The organism is Paraherbaspirillum soli, from assembly GCF_042654985.1.
Classification (GTDB): domain Bacteria; phylum Pseudomonadota; class Gammaproteobacteria; order Burkholderiales; family Burkholderiaceae_D; genus Paraherbaspirillum; species Paraherbaspirillum soli.
In genome coordinates this window covers 170,650-191,867 of sequence record NZ_JBHSMT010000008.1, presented here as the reverse complement: position 1 = coordinate 191,867, position 21,218 = coordinate 170,650, and the positions used below count along the sequence as shown (strand labels likewise).

18 protein-coding genes are annotated in these 21,218 nt (G+C 56.4%); 11 read left to right on the top strand and 7 right to left on the bottom strand.

Annotation, left to right across the window (positions count from 1 at the left end):
• Positions 1 to 12 precede the first annotated feature (12 nt).
• The 3 genes from cutA (at position 13) to ACFPM8_RS03440 (ending at position 3,029) form a co-directional block, all read left to right on the top strand.
• Positions 13 to 345, top strand: coding sequence for a divalent-cation tolerance protein CutA (gene cutA, locus ACFPM8_RS03450; protein WP_378995013.1), 333 nt, complete (start codon positions 13 to 15; stop codon positions 343 to 345).
• Positions 338 to 2,185: a protein-disulfide reductase DsbD gene (gene dsbD / locus ACFPM8_RS03445; RefSeq protein ID WP_378995011.1), complete on the top strand. Its 1,848-nt coding sequence runs from the start codon at positions 338 to 340 to the stop codon at positions 2,183 to 2,185. Before cutA ends, dsbD begins: the two co-directional genes overlap by 8 nt.
• Positions 2,186 to 2,387: 202 nt before the next feature.
• Positions 2,388 to 3,029 (top strand): peroxiredoxin, encoded by a 642-nt coding sequence (locus tag ACFPM8_RS03440; protein ID WP_378995009.1) that lies wholly within the window; start codon positions 2,388 to 2,390, stop codon positions 3,027 to 3,029.
• A gap of 102 nt (positions 3,030 to 3,131) precedes the next feature.
• Here the strand turns inward: ACFPM8_RS03440 and ACFPM8_RS03435 are convergent, their stop codons facing one another.
• From ACFPM8_RS03435 to yihA, 4 genes are all read right to left on the bottom strand, one after another.
• A complete protein-coding gene (locus ACFPM8_RS03435) occupies positions 3,132 to 4,286 on the bottom strand; it encodes a magnesium transporter CorA family protein (RefSeq protein ID WP_378995007.1) in 1,155 nt (384 codons plus the stop codon).
• Positions 4,264 to 5,520: a sterol desaturase family protein gene (locus ACFPM8_RS03430; RefSeq protein ID WP_378995005.1), complete on the bottom strand. Its 1,257-nt coding sequence runs from the start codon at positions 5,518 to 5,520 to the stop codon at positions 4,264 to 4,266. The genes ACFPM8_RS03435 and ACFPM8_RS03430 overlap by 23 nt, the downstream gene beginning before the upstream one ends.
• A gap of 193 nt (positions 5,521 to 5,713) precedes the next feature.
• Entirely contained in the window at positions 5,714 to 6,727 is a 1,014-nt protein-coding gene (gene hemB / locus ACFPM8_RS03425) for a porphobilinogen synthase (protein WP_378995003.1), read from the bottom strand.
• A 367-nt stretch (positions 6,728 to 7,094) separates the two neighbouring features.
• Complete coding sequence (gene yihA / locus ACFPM8_RS03420) at positions 7,095 to 7,802, bottom strand: ribosome biogenesis GTP-binding protein YihA/YsxC (protein ID WP_378995001.1); 708 nt, start codon at positions 7,800 to 7,802, stop codon at positions 7,095 to 7,097.
• Between the two features lie 338 nt (positions 7,803 to 8,140).
• Here yihA and ACFPM8_RS03415 point away from each other — a divergent pair, with 338 nt between their 5' ends.
• The 3 genes from ACFPM8_RS03415 (at position 8,141) to ccsB (ending at position 12,261) form a co-directional block, all read left to right on the top strand.
• The gene (locus tag ACFPM8_RS03415; RefSeq protein ID WP_378994999.1) at positions 8,141 to 8,806 is read left to right on the top strand and encodes a c-type cytochrome; all 666 of its coding nucleotides are present in this window, start codon (positions 8,141 to 8,143) and stop codon (positions 8,804 to 8,806) included.
• A gap of 72 nt (positions 8,807 to 8,878) precedes the next feature.
• Positions 8,879 to 11,008 (top strand): cytochrome c biogenesis protein ResB, encoded by a 2,130-nt coding sequence (locus ACFPM8_RS03410; protein WP_378994998.1) that lies wholly within the window; start codon positions 8,879 to 8,881, stop codon positions 11,006 to 11,008.
• 107 nt (positions 11,009 to 11,115) lie between these two features.
• Complete coding sequence (gene ccsB / locus ACFPM8_RS03405; protein WP_378994997.1) at positions 11,116 to 12,261, top strand: c-type cytochrome biogenesis protein CcsB; 1,146 nt, start codon at positions 11,116 to 11,118, stop codon at positions 12,259 to 12,261.
• A gap of 188 nt (positions 12,262 to 12,449) precedes the next feature.
• Here ccsB and lysA read toward each other — a convergent pair whose 3' ends face one another.
• Together lysA and lptM are read right to left on the bottom strand one after the other, a co-directional pair.
• Positions 12,450 to 13,733, bottom strand: coding sequence for a diaminopimelate decarboxylase (gene lysA / locus ACFPM8_RS03400; protein ID WP_378994995.1), 1,284 nt, complete (start codon positions 13,731 to 13,733; stop codon positions 12,450 to 12,452).
• A gap of 11 nt (positions 13,734 to 13,744) precedes the next feature.
• A complete protein-coding gene (lptM, locus tag ACFPM8_RS03395) occupies positions 13,745 to 13,948 on the bottom strand; it encodes an LPS translocon maturation chaperone LptM (RefSeq protein ID WP_378994993.1) in 204 nt (67 codons plus the stop codon).
• Between the two features lie 41 nt (positions 13,949 to 13,989).
• On the opposite strand from lptM, the gene cyaY reads away from it, so the two are divergent.
• The 5 genes from cyaY to ACFPM8_RS03370 all read left to right on the top strand — a co-directional run bounded on the left by cyaY (position 13,990) and on the right by ACFPM8_RS03370 (position 18,547).
• Positions 13,990 to 14,316, top strand: coding sequence for an iron donor protein CyaY (gene cyaY, locus ACFPM8_RS03390; protein WP_378994991.1), 327 nt, complete (start codon positions 13,990 to 13,992; stop codon positions 14,314 to 14,316).
• A gap of 114 nt (positions 14,317 to 14,430) precedes the next feature.
• Positions 14,431 to 15,012: a hypothetical protein gene (locus ACFPM8_RS03385; RefSeq protein WP_378994989.1), complete on the top strand. Its 582-nt coding sequence runs from the start codon at positions 14,431 to 14,433 to the stop codon at positions 15,010 to 15,012.
• Between the two features lie 44 nt (positions 15,013 to 15,056).
• Complete coding sequence (locus tag ACFPM8_RS03380; RefSeq protein ID WP_378994987.1) at positions 15,057 to 16,205, top strand: DUF2827 domain-containing protein; 1,149 nt, start codon at positions 15,057 to 15,059, stop codon at positions 16,203 to 16,205.
• A gap of 42 nt (positions 16,206 to 16,247) precedes the next feature.
• On the top strand, positions 16,248 to 17,405 hold the full coding sequence (locus tag ACFPM8_RS03375) for a DUF2827 domain-containing protein (protein ID WP_378994985.1): 1,158 nt from the start codon (positions 16,248 to 16,250) through the stop codon (positions 17,403 to 17,405).
• Positions 17,402 to 18,547 (top strand): DUF2827 domain-containing protein, encoded by a 1,146-nt coding sequence (locus tag ACFPM8_RS03370; protein ID WP_378994983.1) that lies wholly within the window; start codon positions 17,402 to 17,404, stop codon positions 18,545 to 18,547. The genes ACFPM8_RS03375 and ACFPM8_RS03370 overlap by 4 nt, the downstream gene beginning before the upstream one ends.
• A gap of 51 nt (positions 18,548 to 18,598) precedes the next feature.
• Here ACFPM8_RS03370 and ACFPM8_RS03365 read toward each other — a convergent pair whose 3' ends face one another.
• Positions 18,599 to 20,965 (bottom strand): penicillin-binding protein 1A, encoded by a 2,367-nt coding sequence (locus tag ACFPM8_RS03365; RefSeq protein WP_378994981.1) that lies wholly within the window; start codon positions 20,963 to 20,965, stop codon positions 18,599 to 18,601.
• Positions 20,966 to 21,218 lie beyond the last annotated feature (253 nt).

Here is a 21,218-nt window from a genome sequence, read left to right as displayed (position 1 = left end):
GGAGGAACGACTATGTCAGACGCGTTGTTGGTACTCACCAACTTGCCCGATTTGCTGGTCGCCGAGGCATTGGCGCGACAACTTGTGGAACGTAAATTAGCTGCCTGTGTCAATCTGCTACCAGTCGTACAATCTGTTTATCGTTGGCAAGGCGTGGTGGAACAGGCAAGTGAAGTAGCGCTGCTGATCAAGACCAGTGCGGCACGTTACGCCGAGCTGGAACATGCGATCAAGGCAGTGCATCCGTACGCATTGCCCGCAATTATTGCGCTACCGATTGTGGCAGGCTTGCCGGCCTATCTCGACTGGATCGCCGCAGAAACTCAAAAGGATGTGAATGTTTAAATCTCTCAAACTATGGTCGGTGTGCCTGGTCATGCTGTCCCTGCTGGGTCTGTCTGCGGCACATGCGGAAGATGACGATTACCTCGCGCCCGAGGTCGCATTCAAGTTTTCAGCACGCATGGCGGATGCCAAAACGGCCGAAGTGACCTATGCGATTGCGGACGGTTACTACATGTACCGCGAGCGTTTTCATTTCAAAGCCGAAGGTGCAAGCCTGGGCGAACCGCAAATCCCGGCCGGCACCGTGAAGTTCGACCAGACTTTCCAAAAGAATGTCGAAACTTATCACCACAGCGTCACCATCCGGCTCCCGGTTGAAACCAGTGCCGGCTTTACGCTGATTGCCACCGGTCAGGGCTGTGCCGACAAGGGCTTGTGTTACCCGCCGATGGAATCCCGCATTAGTTTGTCGCCGACCGGTAAAAGCGGCGGCGGTTTGTTAAAGGCAATCGCTGACGCCAGGAACGCTGACAGCGCAATCGACACCCCACTCTCCAATGCCGCCAATAGCGCTAGCCCACTCAACGTCAATACCGCGGTCGCCCCTGCATCGGGAGATGCTGCGCCCGCCGCCGACATCGGTCGCATCGAGTCGTCGTTAAAAGGCGGTAAATTGCTCGTCATCATGCCCTTGTTCTTTGTGCTCGGCGTCGGCTTGTCGTTTACACCTTGCGTATTGCCGATGGTGCCGATCTTGTCATCCATTATTGTCGGCGAAGGTACGCAGGTGCGGCGTCGACGCAGCTTTATGCTGTCAGTCGATTATTCGCTGGGGATGGCGCTGGTATATACCGCACTCGGTATCGCCGCCGGATTGATTGGTGAAGGCTTGTCTGCGACCTTGCAGAATCCGTGGGTGTTGTCGGCGTTTGCGTTACTGATGGTGCTGATGTCCTTGTCGATGTTCGGCGTGTATCAACTGCAGATGCCGGCAGCGTTCCAAACCAAATTGACGCAAGCATCCGACCAGCAATCCGCCGGCAAACTGATCGGCGTTTTTATGATGGGCGCGATTTCGGCGCTGATCGTCGGACCATGTGTGGCGGCGCCATTGGCCGGCGCATTGGTTTATATTAGCCAGACGCGCGATGTCGTGATCGGCGGCAGTGCGTTGTTTGCGATGGCTGTCGGCATGAGCGTACCGTTGCTGCTGGTCGGCATTTCAGCCGGCGAGTTATTGCCGCGTGCCGGCACCTGGATGGAATCGGTGAAACGCTTCTTCGGCGTGTTGATGCTGGGCGTCGCATTGTGGATGGTGTCGCCGGTGATTCCGGTGTCGGCGCAAATGCTTGGCTGGGCGCTGTTGGGCGCTGGCTACGGCGCATTTCTTTTATGGAGCAAGCCGTCCGGCTGGCCGGCGAAAGCGGTTGGCACGGTGGTGATGGCGTGTGGACTGCTGCAACTGGCTGGTGCGGTCACCGGCGGTCGCGATGTATTGGCGCCGCTGGCACATTTAAGCGGCCAGCAGAGTACTCATACGCAATTTGTACGGGTCAAGTCGGTCGCGGATCTGGATGCGGCGCTGGCGCAAACCAATGGCAAAACGGCGCTGCTGGATTTTTATGCGGACTGGTGCGTGTCATGCAAGGAAATGGAGAAATTCACTTTCTCCGACTCACGCGTGCAAGCGCGTTTCGCCAATATGGTGTTGCTGCAAATTGACGTGACAGCCAACAATGCCGACGACAAGGCTATGCTCAAGCGCTTCAATTTGTTTGGCCCCCCAGGAATTATATTTTTCGACCGGCAGGGCCGTGAAATACCTCGGAGCCAGGTGATCGGCTATCAAAATGCCGATAAATTCCTGCAGTCGCTGTCGGTGCTGGATCTGCAAAAATAATCACCTGGCGAGGCCGCAGGGATTGACGTAGGGATTGAGGATAGTGCTGGTATCGGCCTCATAGCGACAGGTTATTTAAGTAGTCGAAAATATTCGTTAGCTTCTCTTTGCAGCAAAGATATAGTTTTGGATCTATGTATCTAGTGGTCTGAATTAATAGCCCAGGGCACTAGCAACCCGATGCAACTTAAAGGAGACTGATATGAGCCTACATCTTGGTGATACCGCCCCTGATTTTGAGCAAGACTCTTCGCTCGGCAAGATCAATTTTTACGATTGGGCCGGGGACTCGTGGGTGGTGCTGTTTTCCCACCCGGCCGACTTCACGCCGGTCTGCACCACCGAGCTTGGCCTGACGTCCAAATTGAAATCGCAATTTGAACAACGCGGTGTCAAAGTGATTGCACTGTCGGTCGATCCGGCCGACAAACATCTGGAATGGATCAAGGACATCAACGAAACACAAAACACCGTGGTTGGTTTTCCGATCATTGCCGATGCCGACCGCAAGGTATCGGACCTGTACGACCTGATTCATCCGAACGCCAGCGCCACGGCCACTGTCCGCTCCTTGTTCGTGATCGATCCAGCCAAAAAAGTGCGTCTGACCATCACCTACCCGGCCAGCACCGGACGCAACTTCGATGAAATCCTGCGCGTCATCGATTCCTTGCAATTGACGGATAACCACCTGGTTGCAACGCCAGCCAACTGGAAGGATGGCGATGAGGTTGTGATCGTGCCGTCGTTGCAGGATGAAGCAGAAATCAAGCGCAGATTTCCAAAAGGGTATAAGGCTATACGGCCTTATTTGCGGCTGACTCCGCAACCGAATCGCAATTGAAAATAGCGCATCCGCTAGTGAAGATCTTTGAAGCCCCGTCAAATTCAAGCATCGAGTTTGGCGGGGCTTTCTTGTGTGCCTAACAGGCTGCGTGCAGCGCTGTTAGCGCCGGTCAATAATCTGATTCTCCAGGTAACGACGACGCTGGAAGAACAGCAGCATGGCGATCACAATCACGCCCATGCTGGCCATCGTGATCCAGAATCCGGCATTGTTTTTGAGTAGCGGCATCTCGTTGAAATTCATGCCGAAAATCCCGGTAATCAGCGTCAATGGCATGAACAGCGCAGTGATCACCGTCAAGGTTCGCATGATCTCGTTGGTGCGATGAGCAACCGCCGAGAAATGAATCTGTACCGCCGATTCGATCGAAGACTCAAGCCGCCGCGCATGATTCAGCACGCGGGTAATGTGTTCCATCACGTCATGGATGCGTACCAGCAGCAAATCCTTGGCGCGGCTTATTTCAAGGCCGTCTTCAGTGTCGACGAAATAATCGCGTAACTCCTGTATCGCGTCGTGCTGTTCTTCGCACAGGTTTTCCAGCTTGCGCAATTCGATCCGCGCATCCAGCAAGGCCAGCCAATCCTTGAACGGGCGCCGCGGGTCGAGCAAGGCTCGTTGCCAGCGATCCAGTTGGGTCGTGAGCGGTTGGCGCAAATCCAGATATTGATCGACCATCGCATTGATCAGGCGCAGCAATAAATCTTCCGGCGAGGTCGGCAGCCGAGTGGCGTGCAGCGCTTTCTCGGATCGATTGCAAAAGTCGAGCAAGCGGTTGCGCGTAGCGCTGATAGTGCGGCTATAGCGCTCATGCACGGTAATCAATGCGCGATCCATGATCAGGAACATGACCGGCTGCGTCGCCAGCTTGCTCAGTGCCGCAGGTATTCTGCGTTTGCTGCTGGCGCTTTCAACGGTTGCGGATTGAGGGGCGGTGCTTTCGAGCGTGCTGCTGCCATTGGCGTCGGTGACATTGTCGGCATCGCCATTCAGTGAAAGTTTGCGAAATATGACCATGCCGTAATCCTGGGTCGAATCGAAGTACGACGGATGATTCGGATTGATTGCATCGGTCAGATGCGGCTCGTATATCTGGGTGCCTGTGGCGCGGGCAATCGCATCGCGCCAGGCCTCGGGATTGGCGGCGATTTCTTCATGGGTGGCGTCAATCCACAGAAAACCTTGAGCTGGTGCCGAGTCTGGTGTTTCGCTGATTTGCGTGACTTGGTTGTCACTGATGAGAAAGATATCCATGCGTGGTCGGTAAGCGTTTGAAAATGCGCCAGAGTGCGGTTAGCGACGCGAGCGACAGCGCGATGATACAACCTTGTGCCAGCGGTGCTAACGGTACAGCCCCAAACCACGCATGACCGAGTAATACACCGGCAGCCGTTGCCATCAGTCGAAGCGCTTCCAGTGCGACATATAGCGGGCGCATTTCCATCAAGCCGCCAACTATCCACAATCCGGCGCCGAGCCAGACTGCATAGGCGAGGCACTCCAGTTGCGGAACGGTGGCTTGTGCCGCGAGGAAGTGGGTGGTGACTAGCAGCACGATGGTGAATTGCAGCAAGCAATAGATTTGTGCCGGGCGTGTAAGTTGCGGATGATAAAGCGGACGTCCGATGTCGAACTGCGAGCTGGGCCACGCGGCGGCGACATCGGCCGGACGCCAACCGGGCCGGGCAATCCAGACGCGCAATTTGTCGCCGACCTGGCGCGCGCGCCAGGCGTCGAGCCAGAGCGCTTTATACACTTCCAAATTTGCCCACACCGGGTTCCAGCTGCGTAGCGGACTGCGGGTGCCGTAGACCACCGGCTCCTGATCTTGCTCTTCGGTGAAGGTGCCGAATAAGCGATCCCACAAAATCAAAATGCCGCCGTAATTTTTGTCGAGATAGACGTCGTTGACGGCGTGATGCGCACGATGATTTGATGGCGATACAAACACCCGGTCAAACCAGCCGAGCTTGCCGATCTGTTGCGTATGCACCCAAAATTGATAGATCAAGTCGATCAGTGCCACTGCCGCAAAAACTTCCGGCGGGTAGCCGAGCAGCGCCATCGGCACATAAAAAATCCAGCCCAAAAGCGCGCCGCTGCTGGTCTGGCGAAGCGCGGTCGACAGGTTGTATTCCTCGCTTTGATGGTGCACCACATGGGCGGCCCACAGGATGTTGACTTCATGGCCAAAGCGATGCAGCCAGTAGTAACAGAAATCGTACAGCAGCAAACCGGAGACCCACACCCAGATGCTATTGGCTGGCAATTCAAGTAGTGCCACATGCCGAACCAGCCAGGCATAAATGCCGATCCGCAGTAGTTGCATGAAGGCGCCGGAGATCTGGCTCAAGACGCCGAGACTGATGCTGTTGATGGCATCGTTGACGCGGTAGGTGTTGCGTTTCCTGAGCAGGCCGACGATTAGCTCAGTGAAGATTAATAGGAAGAAAACCGGCGTCGCCAGCGTGATCACTTTTTCTTGCATGAAGGTCTCCTTGTCGCATTGCATGCGATCGGTCGTTATTGGTTTGAATGGTAACCGAGAGTGCAAGAAAAAGCGGGGGCATTTTTGCGCATGGGCAACTAGCCTGGATGCGGACGCTGGATCGATTCCAGGCAGGGCTAGGCGGGGAGGGGGGCAAAGCAGGCGGATCTCGCGGATCCGCCTGCTTGTTTTATCAGACCTTCTTCAAGTGGCGGGCGATGTCCAGCGCAAAATAAGTCAGCACGCCGTCGGCGCCGGCGCGCTTGAATGCGAGCATGGCTTCCATCATGGTTTTGTCGTGATCCAGCCAGCCATTTTGCGCCGCCGCCTTGATCATCGCGTATTCGCCGCTGACCTGGTAGGCAAAGGTCGGCACTTTGAATTCATCCTTCACCCGGCGCACGATATCCAGGTAAGGCATGCCCGGCTTGACCATCACCATATCGGCGCCTTCCGCCAGATCGAGCGCGACTTCGTGCAGCGCTTCGTTGCTGTTGGCGGGATCCATTTGATAGGTGTTTTTATTGCTTTTGCCAAGCGTCGCGGATGAGCCGACGGCGTCGCGGAAAGGGCCGTAGAAAGCCGATGCGTACTTGGCGGAATACGCCATGATGCGGGTGTAAATATATTGATGCGATTCCAGTGCGGCGCGGATGGCGCCGATGCGGCCATCCATCATGTCGGACGGCGCCACGATATCGACGCCGGCTTCGGCCTGAGCCAGCGCCTGCTTGACCAGGATTGCACAGGTCTCGTCGTTGAGTACGTAACCGTCGGCATCCAGTACGCCGTCCTGGCCGTGGCTGGTGTATGGGTCGAGGGCAACGTCGGTCAACACACCGAGTTCCGGGAAGCGCAGTTTCAACTCGCGCACCGCGCGCGGGATCAAGCCTTTTGGATTGGTCGCTTCAATCCCGTCCGGGGTTTTCAGCGATGGATTTATCACCGGAAATAACGCGATGACCGGGATGCCCAGTGCGACACATTCTTCCGCGACGTTCAGCAGCAAGTCGATCGACACGCGTTCGACGCCGGGCATCGAGCTTACTTTTTCGCGCTGATTTTTGCCGTCCAGTATAAACACCGGATAAATCAGGTCGGCGGTGGTCACGGTGTTCTCGCGCATCATTGCGCGCGAAAATGCATCTTTGCGCATACGGCGCATGCGAATTGCAGGGTATCTGGCGGTGTTTTGTGAGCGTGGCATATCGTTGTCAGAGATGGGGGGTGAGTGGGTCGTTGCAACTTGCTCAGGATTGTATCGCGCGTTCAATATTTCGGAGGATGTGCGGCGGACCGCGGTTCGTTCACTGTCGATCTTGAGCAGATTGTTCGATGATATTTTTGCGGATAATAAAAAATCATAAAAAAACGTGAACTTTTTCGGCGTAGTCCATCTCCTAGCAATAGGTGCATTATTCGCCTCCCGCTTTCCTCCCTGAGCGGGGCCGTATCGCTTCTAGTGATAAGGCATTGTGCCCTGGAGATATTCCCCTTTCTCCAGGGCCTTTTTGATTTATGCCTGAGCATTCTGACGTACGCATTGCCGTGCTTGCTCGCCAGTTTCCTCTCTACTATTTTTCCGGATCAACTGCCGCATCGCTACCCGCATCATCCGGGGTTGCCAGGCCGGCCAGCGCCAGAATACGTTCATTGGCTTCTTCCAATCCATTGCGATTCAATGCCGAAAATAATTGTGCGGTGAATGGCAGCGGCTGGTTGTTTTCATCGACATAACTCGCCAGGAAGGTGCGCGCCTGGCGCAATGCATTGGTGGCGTCGTTGCGATTTAACTTGTCGGACTTGCTCAGGATGCAGTGAATCGGTTTTCCGGTGGGAGCAAACCATTCGACCATCTGGACATCGAGTTCGGTGAAAGGCCGGCGCGAGTCCACGATCAGGATCAGTGCGGCCAATTGCTGTCTGCGGCGAACATAGTCACCGAGCAATGCTTGCCAATGCAGTTTGGCGGAGCCGGACACTTCCGCGTAGCCATAGCCGGGCAAGTCGACCAGCATCGAGCGGATTTCATCGACCTTGGTTTCATCCTTGCGATGCTGGCCGACATGCGCGCCGCCAATCGAAAAGTAATTGATGTGTTGCGTGCGGCCCGGTGTTTTGGACGCAAATGCCAGCTTTTTTTGATTGCACAGCAGATTGATGGCGGTCGATTTGCCAGCGTTGGAACGGCCGGCGAAAGCTATTTCGGGAACTTGCAATGTTGGCAAGTCGCGAAGGTGGTTGACCGTAGTAAAGAAGCGGGCTTGCCAAAGTAGGGACATGGAGTGAGCAGAAAATGCAGTAGGGGAAGACAAAAATGCCGGAAAGCTATTGTACAATAAGGGGTTATGTCTTGTAGCAGTACCGAGCTATGCGGGGCATGTCGATGAAGTGGCCTCAGGGTTTTCGTCATACGCAGACATAGTGGGGGCACCTCGAAAAACCGTAGCGAGCGACCCAAGGTCGGGGCGAGAAGCGCAGTCGTACTGAGGTACGGCGAGCATCACAGCTCCGAGATTGGGACGCGCAGTAGGTTTTCCGAGGTGTCCAGTGGAAGTGCCGGCAATAATACCGTCGCCATTAGGGCAGAATTTCAATAATTTAGTCTCAGGGTGTGTGAATGAACCGTGCGTTTTTTCCAATAGCAAAATCCTTGTTCGCCGCAATGCTGGCGTTTGCTTCTGTTGCTCATGCAGCCGAAGATCCAAAAGCCGGAGCTGCCAAAGCAGATCCAGCCAAAGGCGAAGCGCTCTATACCAGTGGCGACGCGGCCCGCAATATTACCGCCTGCGTTTCCTGCCATGGCGCAGCCGGTGCATCCACCATCAGCCAAAACCCGAAACTGGCCGGTCAGCACAGTGCATACATCCACAAGCAATTAACCGATTTCAAAGGCGCCGATCGCAGCAATCCGATCATGTCGCCGTTGGCCAAGGTCTTGACCGACGATGAAATGAAAAACATCGCGGCCTATCTGGAAGCGCAAGCACCCAAACCGGGCGCAGCAAAAAACAAGGATACGCTGGCCCTGGGCAAGAGAATTTACCGTGCCGGTATCGCAGAGAAGAATGTCCCCGCCTGCGCCGCTTGCCATGGTCCGACCGGCGCCGGCATCCCGAACCAATTCCCACGCATTGGCGGCCAGCATCAGGACTACACGGTTGCCGAGTTGGCCAACTTCGACAACCGCACACGTAAGAACAGCCCGCAAATGGATGCCATCGCCAGACGCATGTCCGCTGATGAAATGAAGGCGGTTGCCGATTACATCGCCGGATTGAAGTAACGCCAATAGTCAATTCATGCATTCAGGGGGTGGCCTAGGCCGCCCCTTTTTCTTTTAAAAGACCAACTTGCTATGCGGACAAATAACAGTGACAGCACCAGTACTGCAGGAATTGAGTTGAAGACAAATCGTCGCTGGCTGGCCGATGCCGTCGAGTTGCTGTCGTCGATGCGCTTCGCCATCAGTTTGCTGACGATCATTGCGATTGCATCGATCATCGGTACCGTGCTCAAGCAAAATGAGCCGATGCCGAATTACGTTAATCAGTTCGGCCCATTCTGGTTTGAAGTGTTCGGCAAGCTGGGTTTGTACGCCGTGTATTCGTCGTGGTGGTTCCTGTTGATCATGACGTTTCTGGTCGCGTCCACCTCGCTGTGCATTATCCGCAATGCGCCAAAGATGCTGAAAGACATGCGCAGCTGGCGCGAACATGTGCGCGAGCAATCATTGCGCAACTTTCATCACAAGGCCGAGTGGACCTCGATCACCGCGCCGGCTGTGCTGACACAGCAATTGGCGGCGCGGATTGCGGCCAAAGGCTACAAGACCAAGATCGTCGCCAAAGACGATGCCACCTTGATTACCGCCAAGCAGGGCGCGGCCAACAAGTGGGGCTATATTTTCGCGCACAGTGCGATCGTGATCATATGTCTCGGCGGTCTGCTCGATTCCGATTTGCCGATTCGCGTACAGCAATGGATTTATGGCAAAACGCCTTTTAACGGCAACGGCATCATTGCCGAAATCCCGGCAGAACATCGCCTCGGTCTCGGCAATCCGACTTTCCGCGGCAACACCCTGATCCCCGAAGGTTCGGCCAGCAGCACGGCGATCATCCCGCAGAAAGACGGTGTGCTGATCCAGGATTTGCCGTTCACCATTCAGCTGAAGAAATTCATTATCGACTTCTATAGCACCGGCATGCCGAAGCTGTTCGCCAGCGAAGTCGTGATCCGGGACAACGTCAGCGGGGAGACTTTCCCTGCCACGATTAAAGTCAATCAACCGCTGATTTACAAGGGAATTGCGGTTTACCAGTCGAGCTTCGAAGACGGCGGCAGCAAGCTGAAATTGAGCGCGTATCCGATGGTCGGGGCCAATCAGGCAAGCTTCCCGCTATCCGGCGAAGTGAATGGCTCAACGCCGTTGGCCGGCAATACCGACTATACGATTGAATGGTCTGGCTTCCGTCCATTTAATGTGGAGAATATGGCGCAGGCTGGGGATGATTTGCGGGCCGTCACCAAGGCCAAGAGTCTGCATCAACGCCTGTCGGACGATCTGAGCGAGCACCTGGGTTCCGGCGCCAAAAGCGCCAATAAGAAAGACTTGAAAAATGTCGGGCCCAGCGTGCAATACAAGCTGCGCGACAAGACCGGCCAGGCGCGTGAATTCAGCAACTACATGCAGCCAATCAAGGTTGGCGATGCGTATGTATTCCTGGCCGGCGTCCGGGATATGCCGGATGAACCGTTCCGCTATTTGCGTATTCCGGCGGACGACAACGACTCGGTTGAAGAGTGGATGCGGCTGCGCGCGGCATTGATGAATCCGGAGTTGCGCAGCATGGCGGCGCAGCGTTATGCGCAACGTGCGCTGCCCGCAAGTCGCGACGGCATCGAACTGTTGCGCACGCAGTTGCAGCAATCCGCGATCAAGGGTTTGTCATTGTTCGCGGGTGACGGCAAGCAGGGCGGATACGTGGCGATTTCCAACTTCCTGGCGCGGGTGCCGCCGCAAGAACAGGAAAAGGCTGCCGATATTTTCATGAAAATTCTCGACGGCGGCATGTGGGATTTGTGGCAAGTGGCGCGTCAGAAAGACGGCCTGAAAGAAGTGCCCAGCGACGACAAACACGCGCGCTTTTTGCAGCTGAGCACCAATGCGATGTCGGATGCAAACTTTTATAATGCGCCTGTGTATCTGCAAATGACCGGCTTTGACGAAATCAAGGCGTCGGTATTCCAGGTCACTCGTTCACCCGGTAAAAAAGTGGTTTATCTGGGCTGCCTGCTACTGGTATTAGGAGTGTTCTCGATGCTGTATGTGCGTGAGCGCCGGGTGTGGGTGTGGATCCGGCCCGGCAAGGATGCGGATGGGCAGTCGCATGCGCTGATGGCGATGAGCTCGCAGCGCAAGACGCTAGACTTCCAGAAAGAATTTGAAGTGTTGCGAACGCAATTGATGCAATCAGAAACTTAAATCGAACTGGCGTGCAACGATGTGCAGACGTCATCCACGACATGCAAGCAACAACATGAGTTCCAGTGCACGCCACCGGCGCTGCTAAAGAACGATACGGAGAAAATATGGAACTGACGCAAACTTATTCGCCCCCGAACGGCTTTTTCAAGCGCCTGTCGGTGTTGGACTGGCTGTACGCGGTGGCGCTGGTGGCGGCCTCGTTGTTCGCGCTGACGCGCTACGGCGCGCACATGGATTATTACGAAAAGGCGGTACTGGTGCTGGCGGCCCCGACCTTCGCCTGGCTCGGCTGGCACTGGAAGTCGGTGCGCTGGCTGATCGCATTGCTCGCAGTATTGTCGTTGTCGGCGATTGCCATGTACGGCGGTGCGCTCGAGATGGCCAACCAGAAATTTTTCCTGAAATATATGCTCTCCAGCCAGTCCGCGATCCTGTGGATGAGCACGCTGTTTTTCCTGTCGACGCTATTTTTCTGGGGCGGATTGATTACGCGTTCCGGATTTGGCGCATCGATCGGTTCCAAGTTGTGCTGGGCTGCGGTGGTGATGGGCTTTACCGGCATGCTGGTGCGCTGGTACGAGTCCTACCTGATCGGCGCCGATATCGGCCATATACCGATCTCCAACCTGTACGAAGTATTTGTCCTGTTCAGCCTGATCACGGCCTTGTTTTACCTGTATTACGAACATCACTACGGCACCCGCCAGCTAGGCGCTTTCGTGCTGCTGGTGATTTCGGCCGCGGTCGGGTTCTTGCTGTGGTACATGGTGTCGCGCGACGCCGCGGAAATTCAACCGCTGGTGCCGGCATTGCAAAGCTGGTGGATGAAAATCCATGTGCCGGCAAACTTTATCGGCTACGGCACCTTCTCGCTGGCGGCCATGGTGTCGGTGGCGTATCTGCTGAAGTCGCACGGCTATCTGGTCGATCGCCTGCCGTCGCTGGAAGTGTTGGACGACGTGATGTACAAGGCGATCGCAGTCGGCTTCACGTTCTTTACGATCGCGACCATCCTGGGCGCGCTGTGGGCGGCTGAAGCTTGGGGTGGTTACTGGTCATGGGATCCGAAGGAAACCTGGGCCCTGATCGTCTGGCTCAATTATGCGGCGTGGCTGCATATGCGTTTGATGAAGGGACTGCGCGGTCAGGTAGCTGCGTGGTGGGCGCTGATCGGCTTGCTGGTGACGACATTTGCCTTCCTCGGCGTCAATATGTTCCTGTCCGGCTTGCATTCCTACGGCGAATTGTGATGGGCACCTCGAAAACCTACTGCGCGGCTCAATCTCGGGGCTGTGATGCTCGCCGTACCTCTTGTACGGCTGCGCTTCTCGCCCCGACCTTGAGCCGCTCGCTACGGTTTTTCGAGGCGCCCTGATGTGTCGCTGGCGACGCTGTCGCCAGCTAACTTTTTCCGCTAAAAAAAGCTGGGTGGCGCCGTTCAGGCCAAGGTCGATTCCAGCGCAAACAGGTCGCCCGGGTTTTCGCGCTTGCGAATCAGGTGCGCCTGATCACCGTCCACCATCACTTCGGCCGCGCGCCCGCGCGTGTTGTAATTGGACGCCATCGTCATGCCATAGGCGCCGGCCGACATAATCGCCAGCAAATCGCCTTGCTCGATCGCCAGCGAGCGCGAGCGCGCCAGCCAGTCGCCCGATTCGCATACCGGACCGACCACGTCGTAGGTCTGGCTGGCGGTAGGGCGTTGCAGCACAGCTTGCACGCCGTGCCACGCTTCATACATCGCCGGCCGCATCAAGTCGTTCATGGCGGCATCGACCACCGCGAAATTTTTCGCCGCAGAGTGTTTCAGGTATTGGACTTCGGTCAGCAGGATGCCGGCATTGCCGACGATGGAACGGCCCGGTTCAAACATCACCTTGATCGGCGCACCCTGGTATTTTTGCTGACGCCAGGCGTCGACACGGGCAAACAAGCGGCCCAGATAGTCGGTGATGGCAACCGGCTTTTCATCGTCGTAAGTGATGCCGATGCCGCCGCCGATATCCAGGTGGTGCAGCTGAATTCCTTCGCTGTGCAACTGGTCGATCAGCTCGATCACCTTGTCGAGTGCTTCCAGCAACGGTGCATCGTCCAGCAATTGCGAACCGATATGGCAGTCGATCCCGACCACCTCGATATGCGGCAGGCTCGCAGCGGTGCGGTAGCAAGCCAGCGCTTCGTCGTAGGCGACGCCGAATTTGTTTTCCTTGAGGCCGGTCGAGATATACGGATGGGTCTTGGCATCGACGTTCGGGTTGACGCGTAGTGAAATGGCGGCGCGCTTGCCCATTGCGCCGGCCACCTCGTTAAGCCGATGCAACTCGGGAATCGATTCAACGTTGAAGCAAAAAATATCGTGCGATAGTGCCAGTCGCATTTCGTCCCGGGATTTACCGACGCCGGAAAAAATCACCTTGCGAGGATCGCCGCCGGCTGCGATTACGCGCAATAATTCGCCACCCGAGACTATGTCGAAACCGGAGCCGAGCTGGTTCAGCAATTGCAGGACTGCCAGGTTCGAGTTGGATTTGACCGAATAGCAGATCATTGCGCCGGTGTCGTCGCGGCCATGCAGCTTGCAGGTATCGTGATAGGCGGAAAAATGTTCGACCAGTGCGGCCTTGGAATAGACGTAAGTGGGGCTGCCGAACTGTTGGGCAATAGCACTCAGTGCAACGTTTTCAGCGTGCAGGACGCCATTCTTGTACGAAAAATACGACATAGGAAAGCCAATTATCTGGTAGCAGGTGGTGAGGTTGCCGGTGCGTCCGGCGTTTCCGGCACATCGGGTTTAACGGGTGTTGCTGGTGTCGTCTTGACCGCTGGCGGCGGCAGTTTTGCGGGCATGAACAGCGGACCTTTTTGGCCGCAGGCGGTCAGCAGGGCAAGCATGGCGGTAACCATCGCGACGCGCGGCAAATCAAAAGTGGGTTTCACGGATTAGAATCACTGTTTAACGAAACGGATTGGAGTGTAGCATGACGGAATCAGAATTCCTGGCCGCGGCCGAGGCTGCTTTGAGCAAGATAGAGACGGCGCTGGAGCAGGTCAGCGATAGCACCGATCTCGATGTGGAATGTAGCCGCAATGGCAACGTGCTGGAGATCGAGTTTGTCGGCTCCAAGATCATCGTCAACAGCCAGGCGCCGATGCAGGAATTATGGATCGCCGCAAAGTCCGGCGGTTTTCATTACCGGCAGCACGGCGACACCTGGTTGAATACGCGCGATGGATCCGAATTTTTTGCCGCGTTATCGGTGATGATCAGTCAACAGGGTGGCGTGCCTGTGGTATTGCAGTCATAAGCGATGACATATTTCGTTGCCGCCAAGATACGCGCAATATAATGCCGTTCTGACATTCTGATGCGGCCGGCCGACCAAGAGTCGACGGTTGCAGCGCTTATCCAAAAAGATCAAATGACAATCCCCCGAATGGCGGCCGGTGCCGCGATTTTCCTGATGCTGACAAGCGCTGCACTGCATGCGCAAACGCGTCCCGCAACAGCGGCGCGCGCCGCCCCTGCCGCTCCGTTGAACTTGCTGGCCGAGGCTGCGCGCAGCGTCGGCGTCAAACAGTGCCAGCCCGCCATCACGCGCTTGTCGGGATTGGCGATCAACGGTACGCGCGCGCACGATGTGCTGGTCGACTGGGATCGGGCGCATCCGGATCGCGGGCCGTTTTTCTCGCTGACCGGGGTCGAATATGCCGGAGCCTCCGCAGCGGTTTCGATCACCGCGGTGCCGCAGGAAAATGGCGCCTGCTCGATTGCCGCAGAACGCATCTCGATTGCGCCTTACTCTTGCAAGAGCATCGCCGAAACGGAGCTGAAAGGGTATCGCGCCAGTGCCTTGCTGCCGACTTTTACCGTGTATGTGTCGGCGGCTGAGCCAGGCGGCTCGGTGTCGCTGGTCGATTCGCCTCCAGGTTGTCTGATCATTCGCCGCTACGTGCAGTACGGCTGGACAGAACAGACGCAATCGCCCGCGCTGACGCGCTAACGTCTTTATCCGCACTCATTCCACCGCACGTTTACAACAAAAATATGAACGCATCCACAGGCGCCACAGGCTCATTACGCATAGGCATCACGATTGGTTTGCATCAGGAAAACGAATCCTTATGGAATAACGGCATCAAGCAGAACGCGGTGTATCTGGCCGAGGCGCTCAAGCAGTGTCCGAGCGTGCAGTCGGTACGCCTGGTCAATACCACCGCAGTTGCCATCACCGCCGCTTTGCCGTGGGATCAAACGCGCTGGCCGACCGTGACGTTCGAGCAGGCCAAAGACGACCTGGATATCATGATCGAACTGGGTGGCCAGATCGACGCCAATCAGACCGACTATCTGAAGCAGCAAGGGACGCGGCTGGTTTCGTATTGCTGCGGGTTTGAGTACGTGCATGTGATGCAGTCGGTGCTGTTCAATCGGCCGATGTGGGGTTACGACTTGTTCGTCAACCAGCGTTACGACGCCATCTGGATGGTGCCGCAGGTGGCTACCAACAGCCAGTCCTACTTTGAAACCTTGCGCCGGCGTCCGGCCCAGGTCGTGCCGTTTGTCTGGGACCCGGTATTCGTCGACGAGCGCAGCCGCGGCTTCGAGCATCACGGCGAATATCGCCCACGCAGCGGCCCCAGGCGCCTGACCGTGATGGAGCCCAATCACGATATTGTGAAGTTTTGCATGTATCCGGCTTTCATCGCGGAAGAAGCGTTCCGCCGGCAGCCGCAAGACATCGCCATCTTGCAGGTCACCAATGCCGAGCGGCTGGCGCGCGAGAGCAAGGAATTCATCGCCGTCATGAATCAGCTGGATATCGTGCGTCAGCACAAGGCGGTTTTTCTTGGCCGCTTCGATACGCCGCAGTTTCTTAACCAGATGACCGACGTGGTGATTTCTCACCAGATCGAAAACGCGTTGAATTATTTTTATTTCGACGTTTGCTGGCAAGGTTATCCGCTGATCCATAACGCCTATATGTGCAGCGATCTTGGCTACTACTACGATGGCAATGATGTGCAGGCCGGCAGCCGCAGACTGCTCGATGCATTGGCCAATCACGATGCCGTCTGGCAGGATTACCTGACTCGCCAGCGCCAGGTGCTGGGACGTTATTTGCCAGGCTGCCCCGAGGTCAGCGCGGAGTATGAGCGCTTGCTGACGACGCTGATGCGGCAGACGATTGCGTGATGAACAGTCATTTCCAAAACGGTTTTTAATACGTCGCCCTCCATGAAAAAAATCAATGTAGGAATTTCAGTATTTGCGGTCCAGGGCGCGCAGCTCTGGTCCAACGGCATCAATCAAAATCTGGCTTTTCTGGTGCTGCTGTTGCAGAGCAGCCCTCAGGTCGGACGCGTGTTTTTGCTGAACGGCGGCAATCTGGATCACATACCTGTCGAGATGGGATTCGATGGTCTCGACGCGCCGCTGGTCAAGCCGCAGGACGTGACGCACGAGCTGGATGTGGTGATCGAGATGGGGGCGCAACTGCCGCTGGAGTGGCTGCTCCATGTGCGAGCACTGGGCGTCAAGATCATCACTTTCTTCGTCGGCCACACCTATGCCGATAACGCCGAGAGCCCGATGTTCGATGGCCCTAGCGGCCAGATTTTCAACGGCACGCCGTGGCATGAAATATGGACCTTGCCGCATCACATGAAAGCCAGCGGTCCGCTATTGCGCACGGTGTCGCGGGTGCCGGTCTGCGCCATGCCGCATATCTGGTCGCCGCTGTTTATTCAAAGGCAGATCGACCAGGTCGAACAAGACGGCCATCGTTTCGGTTATCAGCCGAACGCCAAGCCGAATGCCGGTGAAAATCGGCGCGGTTGGCGCACCGCGATTTTCGAGCCGAATATCTCGGTCGTCAAAAGCTGTTTTATTCCGATGCTGGTATGCGAGCAAGCCTTCCGTCTGGAGCCGCAATCGGTGAGCACGATGATGGTCATGAACACGCTGCAGATGAAGGAACATCCGACCTTCAACCGGTTCGCCATCAATCTCGACCTGACCCAGCAAAGCAAGGCCACTTATGAACCGCGCGTGGCGTTTGTAGAATGCATGGCGGTGCACAAAATGGATGCGGTGGTATCGCATCAATGGGAATGCGAGATGAATTATTTGTATTACGACGCGCTCTACGGCGGCTATCCGCTGATCCACAATTCGGACTATTTGAAGGCGGCCGGCGTCGGCATTCATTATCCTGATTTCGAGGCCAGCGCCGGCGGTCGCGCACTGCTCGACGCTTGGCATAAAGAGCCGGATTTCTGGGACGACTACAAACGCGCCGGCGCGGCGTTTTTGGGTGATCTCAGTCCGACCCACCCCGCCAATGTGGAAGCATTCGTGAAACGGCTGCAACACACCGTAGAGGGGCAGGCATGAGCACTTTGAATAGCGCTTTACCGCAACGCAAACTGCGGGTCGGCGTGACCCTGCATGTGCGCAAAGGGCCGCAGTCGATCTGGGAAAACGGCATCTTTCAGAACTGTGCCTTCCTGGTGCAACTGTTCAACCAATCGCCGGCGGTGGAGCGCGCGGTGCTGGTGCTCGACGGCGAGACACAGCAGGTCAGCGACGCCATGCTGCTGAGCGATCTCGGCATCGACATGATAGGACTCGACGAGGCGCTGAACACGCTGGATGTGGTGGTGGAGATGAGTGCCCAGCTCAATGAAGACTGGGTGCGGCAATTCCGCGAGCGCGGCGGGCGCTACGCCTGGATGCGGGTCGGCAACGACTACGTGATCGACATCGAGCGCGCCATGTTCAACAAACCGCATGGCGGCTTATGCAGCAACAAGCCCTATGACGCGGTGTGGACGCTGCCGGAATACGAGCGCAGCTGCAAAGATTATTTCGCCCTGACTGCGCGGGCGCCGGTGCATATTGTTCCGCATTTGTGGACGCCGCTGTTTTTTGAAAAGGGCATCGCCACGCTGCCCGGCCATCTCAGTTACGGCTATCAGCCGGGCAAGCCGCGCTGGCGGGTTTGCGCTTTCGAGCCCAATGTCTGCATGGTCAAAACTTCGCTGATTCCGATGCTGGCTTGCGAAGAAGCCTACCGCGCGCAACCGGCTTTCCTGGAGTATCTGCGGGTCTGCAATACGTTGCACCTGAAAGAGCATCTGAAGTTTTCGCACTTCGCCCGCACGCTGGACGTGGTCAAGCACGGTCTGGCTTCTTTCGAGGGACGTTTCGCGGTGTACGAATTCATGGCCAATTACGGCGACTGCATTATTTCGCATCACTGGGAAAACGGTCAAAACTACCTGTACTACGAGGCGCTGTACGGCGGCTACCCGCTGATCCACAACTCGGAGTTCATCAAGGATTACGGCTATTACTATCCGGAGTTCGATTGCCATGCCGCTGGCCAGGCCGTGCTGCGCGCCTTTGCCACGCACGATGCGCAATTGGAGGATTACCGGCGCCATGCGCAGACCTTGCTGCGCTCGCTGGATGTGAGCTTGCCGGAAAATATTGAAATTTATACGCGCCAGTTGCTGAGTCTGTACGCGAAGTAGGATGCGCTGCGTGCGTGCGGGGTGGCTGGCACGGCACGCAGCGTCAAGCGATCAGAACAATTCGTTCTTGACCTCATCCTGTGCTTTTTCTTCATCCGAACGCGGAGCGGTGCCGACGCCGAGACTTTGCGTGCCGGCTCCCGGCGGATATTCGGCATAATAATATTCGGCCCCTGCCTGGATCAGGCCATCCGGCACCGTGCGATCTTCCATCGGTACGCCTTTCAATGCCTGCTGCATGAAACTCATCCAGACCGGCAGTGCCAGGCCGCCGCCGGTTTCACGGTCGCCCAGGCTTTTCGGCTGGTCGTAACCGATCCAGGCTACCGCTGCCAACGACGGTTGATATCCGGCGAACCAGGCATCCATCGAGTCGTTGGTGGTGCCGGTCTTGCCGGCCAGGTCGGTGCGGTTGAGCGACATCGCCTTGGCTGCGGTGCCGTAGCGCACCACATCGCGCATCATGCTATCCATCAAATAAGCATTGCGCGGGTCGATCACGCGGTTGCCTTCATCGCCCGCTGTTTCCGGGTTGACCTGCGACACCACGTTGCCGTTGGCATCGGTAATTTTGCTGATGATATAGGGGCTGATTTTATAGCCGCCGTTGGCAAATACCGAATAGGCGCCCACCATCTGCAGCGGCGTCACCGCGCCGGCGCCCAGCGCCAGCGTCAGATAAGGCGGATTTTTGTCGGCGTCGAAGCCGAAGCGGGTGACGTATTCCTGTCCGTACTTGGCGCCGATTTTGTCCAGGATGCGGACTGACACCATATTCTTGGATTTGGTCAGCGCACGGCGCATGCTCATCGGGCCTTCATATTTGTTGCCGTAGTTCTTCGGCTCCCAAACCTGGCCGCCGGTCTGGCCGCCGCCGTAGCTGATGGGTGCATCGTTGATGACGGTGGCAGGCGACAAGCCTTTTTCCAGCGAGGCGGAATAAATGAACGGTTTGAACGACGACCCCGGTTGGCGCCAGGCCTGGGTGACATGGTTGAACTTATTGCGATTGAAGTCGAAGCCGCCAATCAGAGCGCGGATCGCGCCGTCTTTGGTGTTGGCGGCGACAAATGCCGATTCCACGGATGGCATCTGGGTGATGGTCCAGTTTTTTCCTTCCAGCATGACGCGGATGATGGCGCCGCGTTTCACTTTGCGTTGCGGCGGCGCTTTGTCGCTCAGCAGGTTGGTGGCGATGCTCAGGCCGGCTCCTGAAATATTGATTTCCTGTCCCGACGACAGTAACGCGCGCACCAGCTTGGGGCTTGCCTCCAGCACCACCGCGGCGACGATTTCATCGCTGTCGGGATGTTCGGCCAGTTCCACTTCCATCGCGTTTTCGGCTTCTTCTTTAGAGCCGTCTGGGATTTCCATATAGCCCTCGGGGCCGCGATAACCGCGTCGCTTCTCATAGTCCATGATGCCGCGACGCAGCGCGATATAGGCCGCATCCTGATCGGCCTTGGTGATGGTGGTGAAGACGTTGAGGCCGCGGGTGTAAGTGGTTTCCTTGAACTGGTCGTATACCAGCTGACGCGCCATCTCGGCTACGAATTCTGCATGGATGCCGAATTCGCTGGTGCCGCTCTTGATGTGGAGCTGTTCGTTTTTGGCTTGTTCGTATTGTGCCGGCGTGATGTAGTGCAATTGCAACATCCGCAACAGAATATATTGCTGGCGCGCCGTAGCGCGTTTCGGGTTGACCACGGGATTATTGGCCGATGGCGCTTTTGGCAAGCCGGCCAGCATCGCCGCCTCGGCAGTGGTGATGTCTTGCAGCTTCTTGCCAAAATAGACTTGTGCGGCGGAGGCGAAGCCGTAGGAGCGCTGTCCCAGATAAATCTGGTTCATATAGACCTCCAGAATCTGGTCCTTGGTCAGATTGCGCTCGATTTTCCAGGCCAGCGGGATTTCATACAGGAACTTGCGCGAGGCTTTTTGCAGAAAGGTCGGTTCGTTGCTGGTAAGGAAAAAATTACGGGCGACTTGTTGCGTAATTGTGCTGGCGCCGCCGCCGCCGCCGCTCAGATTGTTCAATGTTGCGCGCACGATACCTTGGTAGTCGACGCCGCCGTGTTGATAAAAGCGATCATCCTCAATCGCCAGCACGGCCTTCTTCATGACATCGGGAATCTCGTTGATACGCACCAGGCTGCGTCGCTCTTCGCCGAACTCGCCGATCAGGACGCCGTCGGCAGAAAAGATACGGAGCGGGATTTTGGGCCGATAGTCGGTCAGCGAATCCAGTTCCGGCAGATTGGGATAGGCCATCGACAGCATGAAGAAGATTGTTAGCACGCCGATAATTATCAGGCTGAGAACAATGCCAAACAAGCCGAATACCAGCCGCAACAACAACGGCATGCGGCGACGTGGGGTGGGAGTTTGGGTGTCGCTGGCAGATTCTGGGGGCGTCATGCGTGGCGTTGTAAGTGGAGTAAGAATGCCTCGCATTATAGCGGTACAGGGCATGGCTCAAAACTTGCTGTGCATCATGTAGTTCTACTTGCGTCAGAAATCCGTTGCGAAATTCAGACGGAATTTGTCTGTCGGGAGCCAATTACCATGAATAGTGTTGGCATGTAGCAAAGTTCAATGATATTTAAGCAATTGCCTATGGGAAAATTTCTTTACAGCCATGCGCTCTTATTGTTACGATTTCGCATAACTA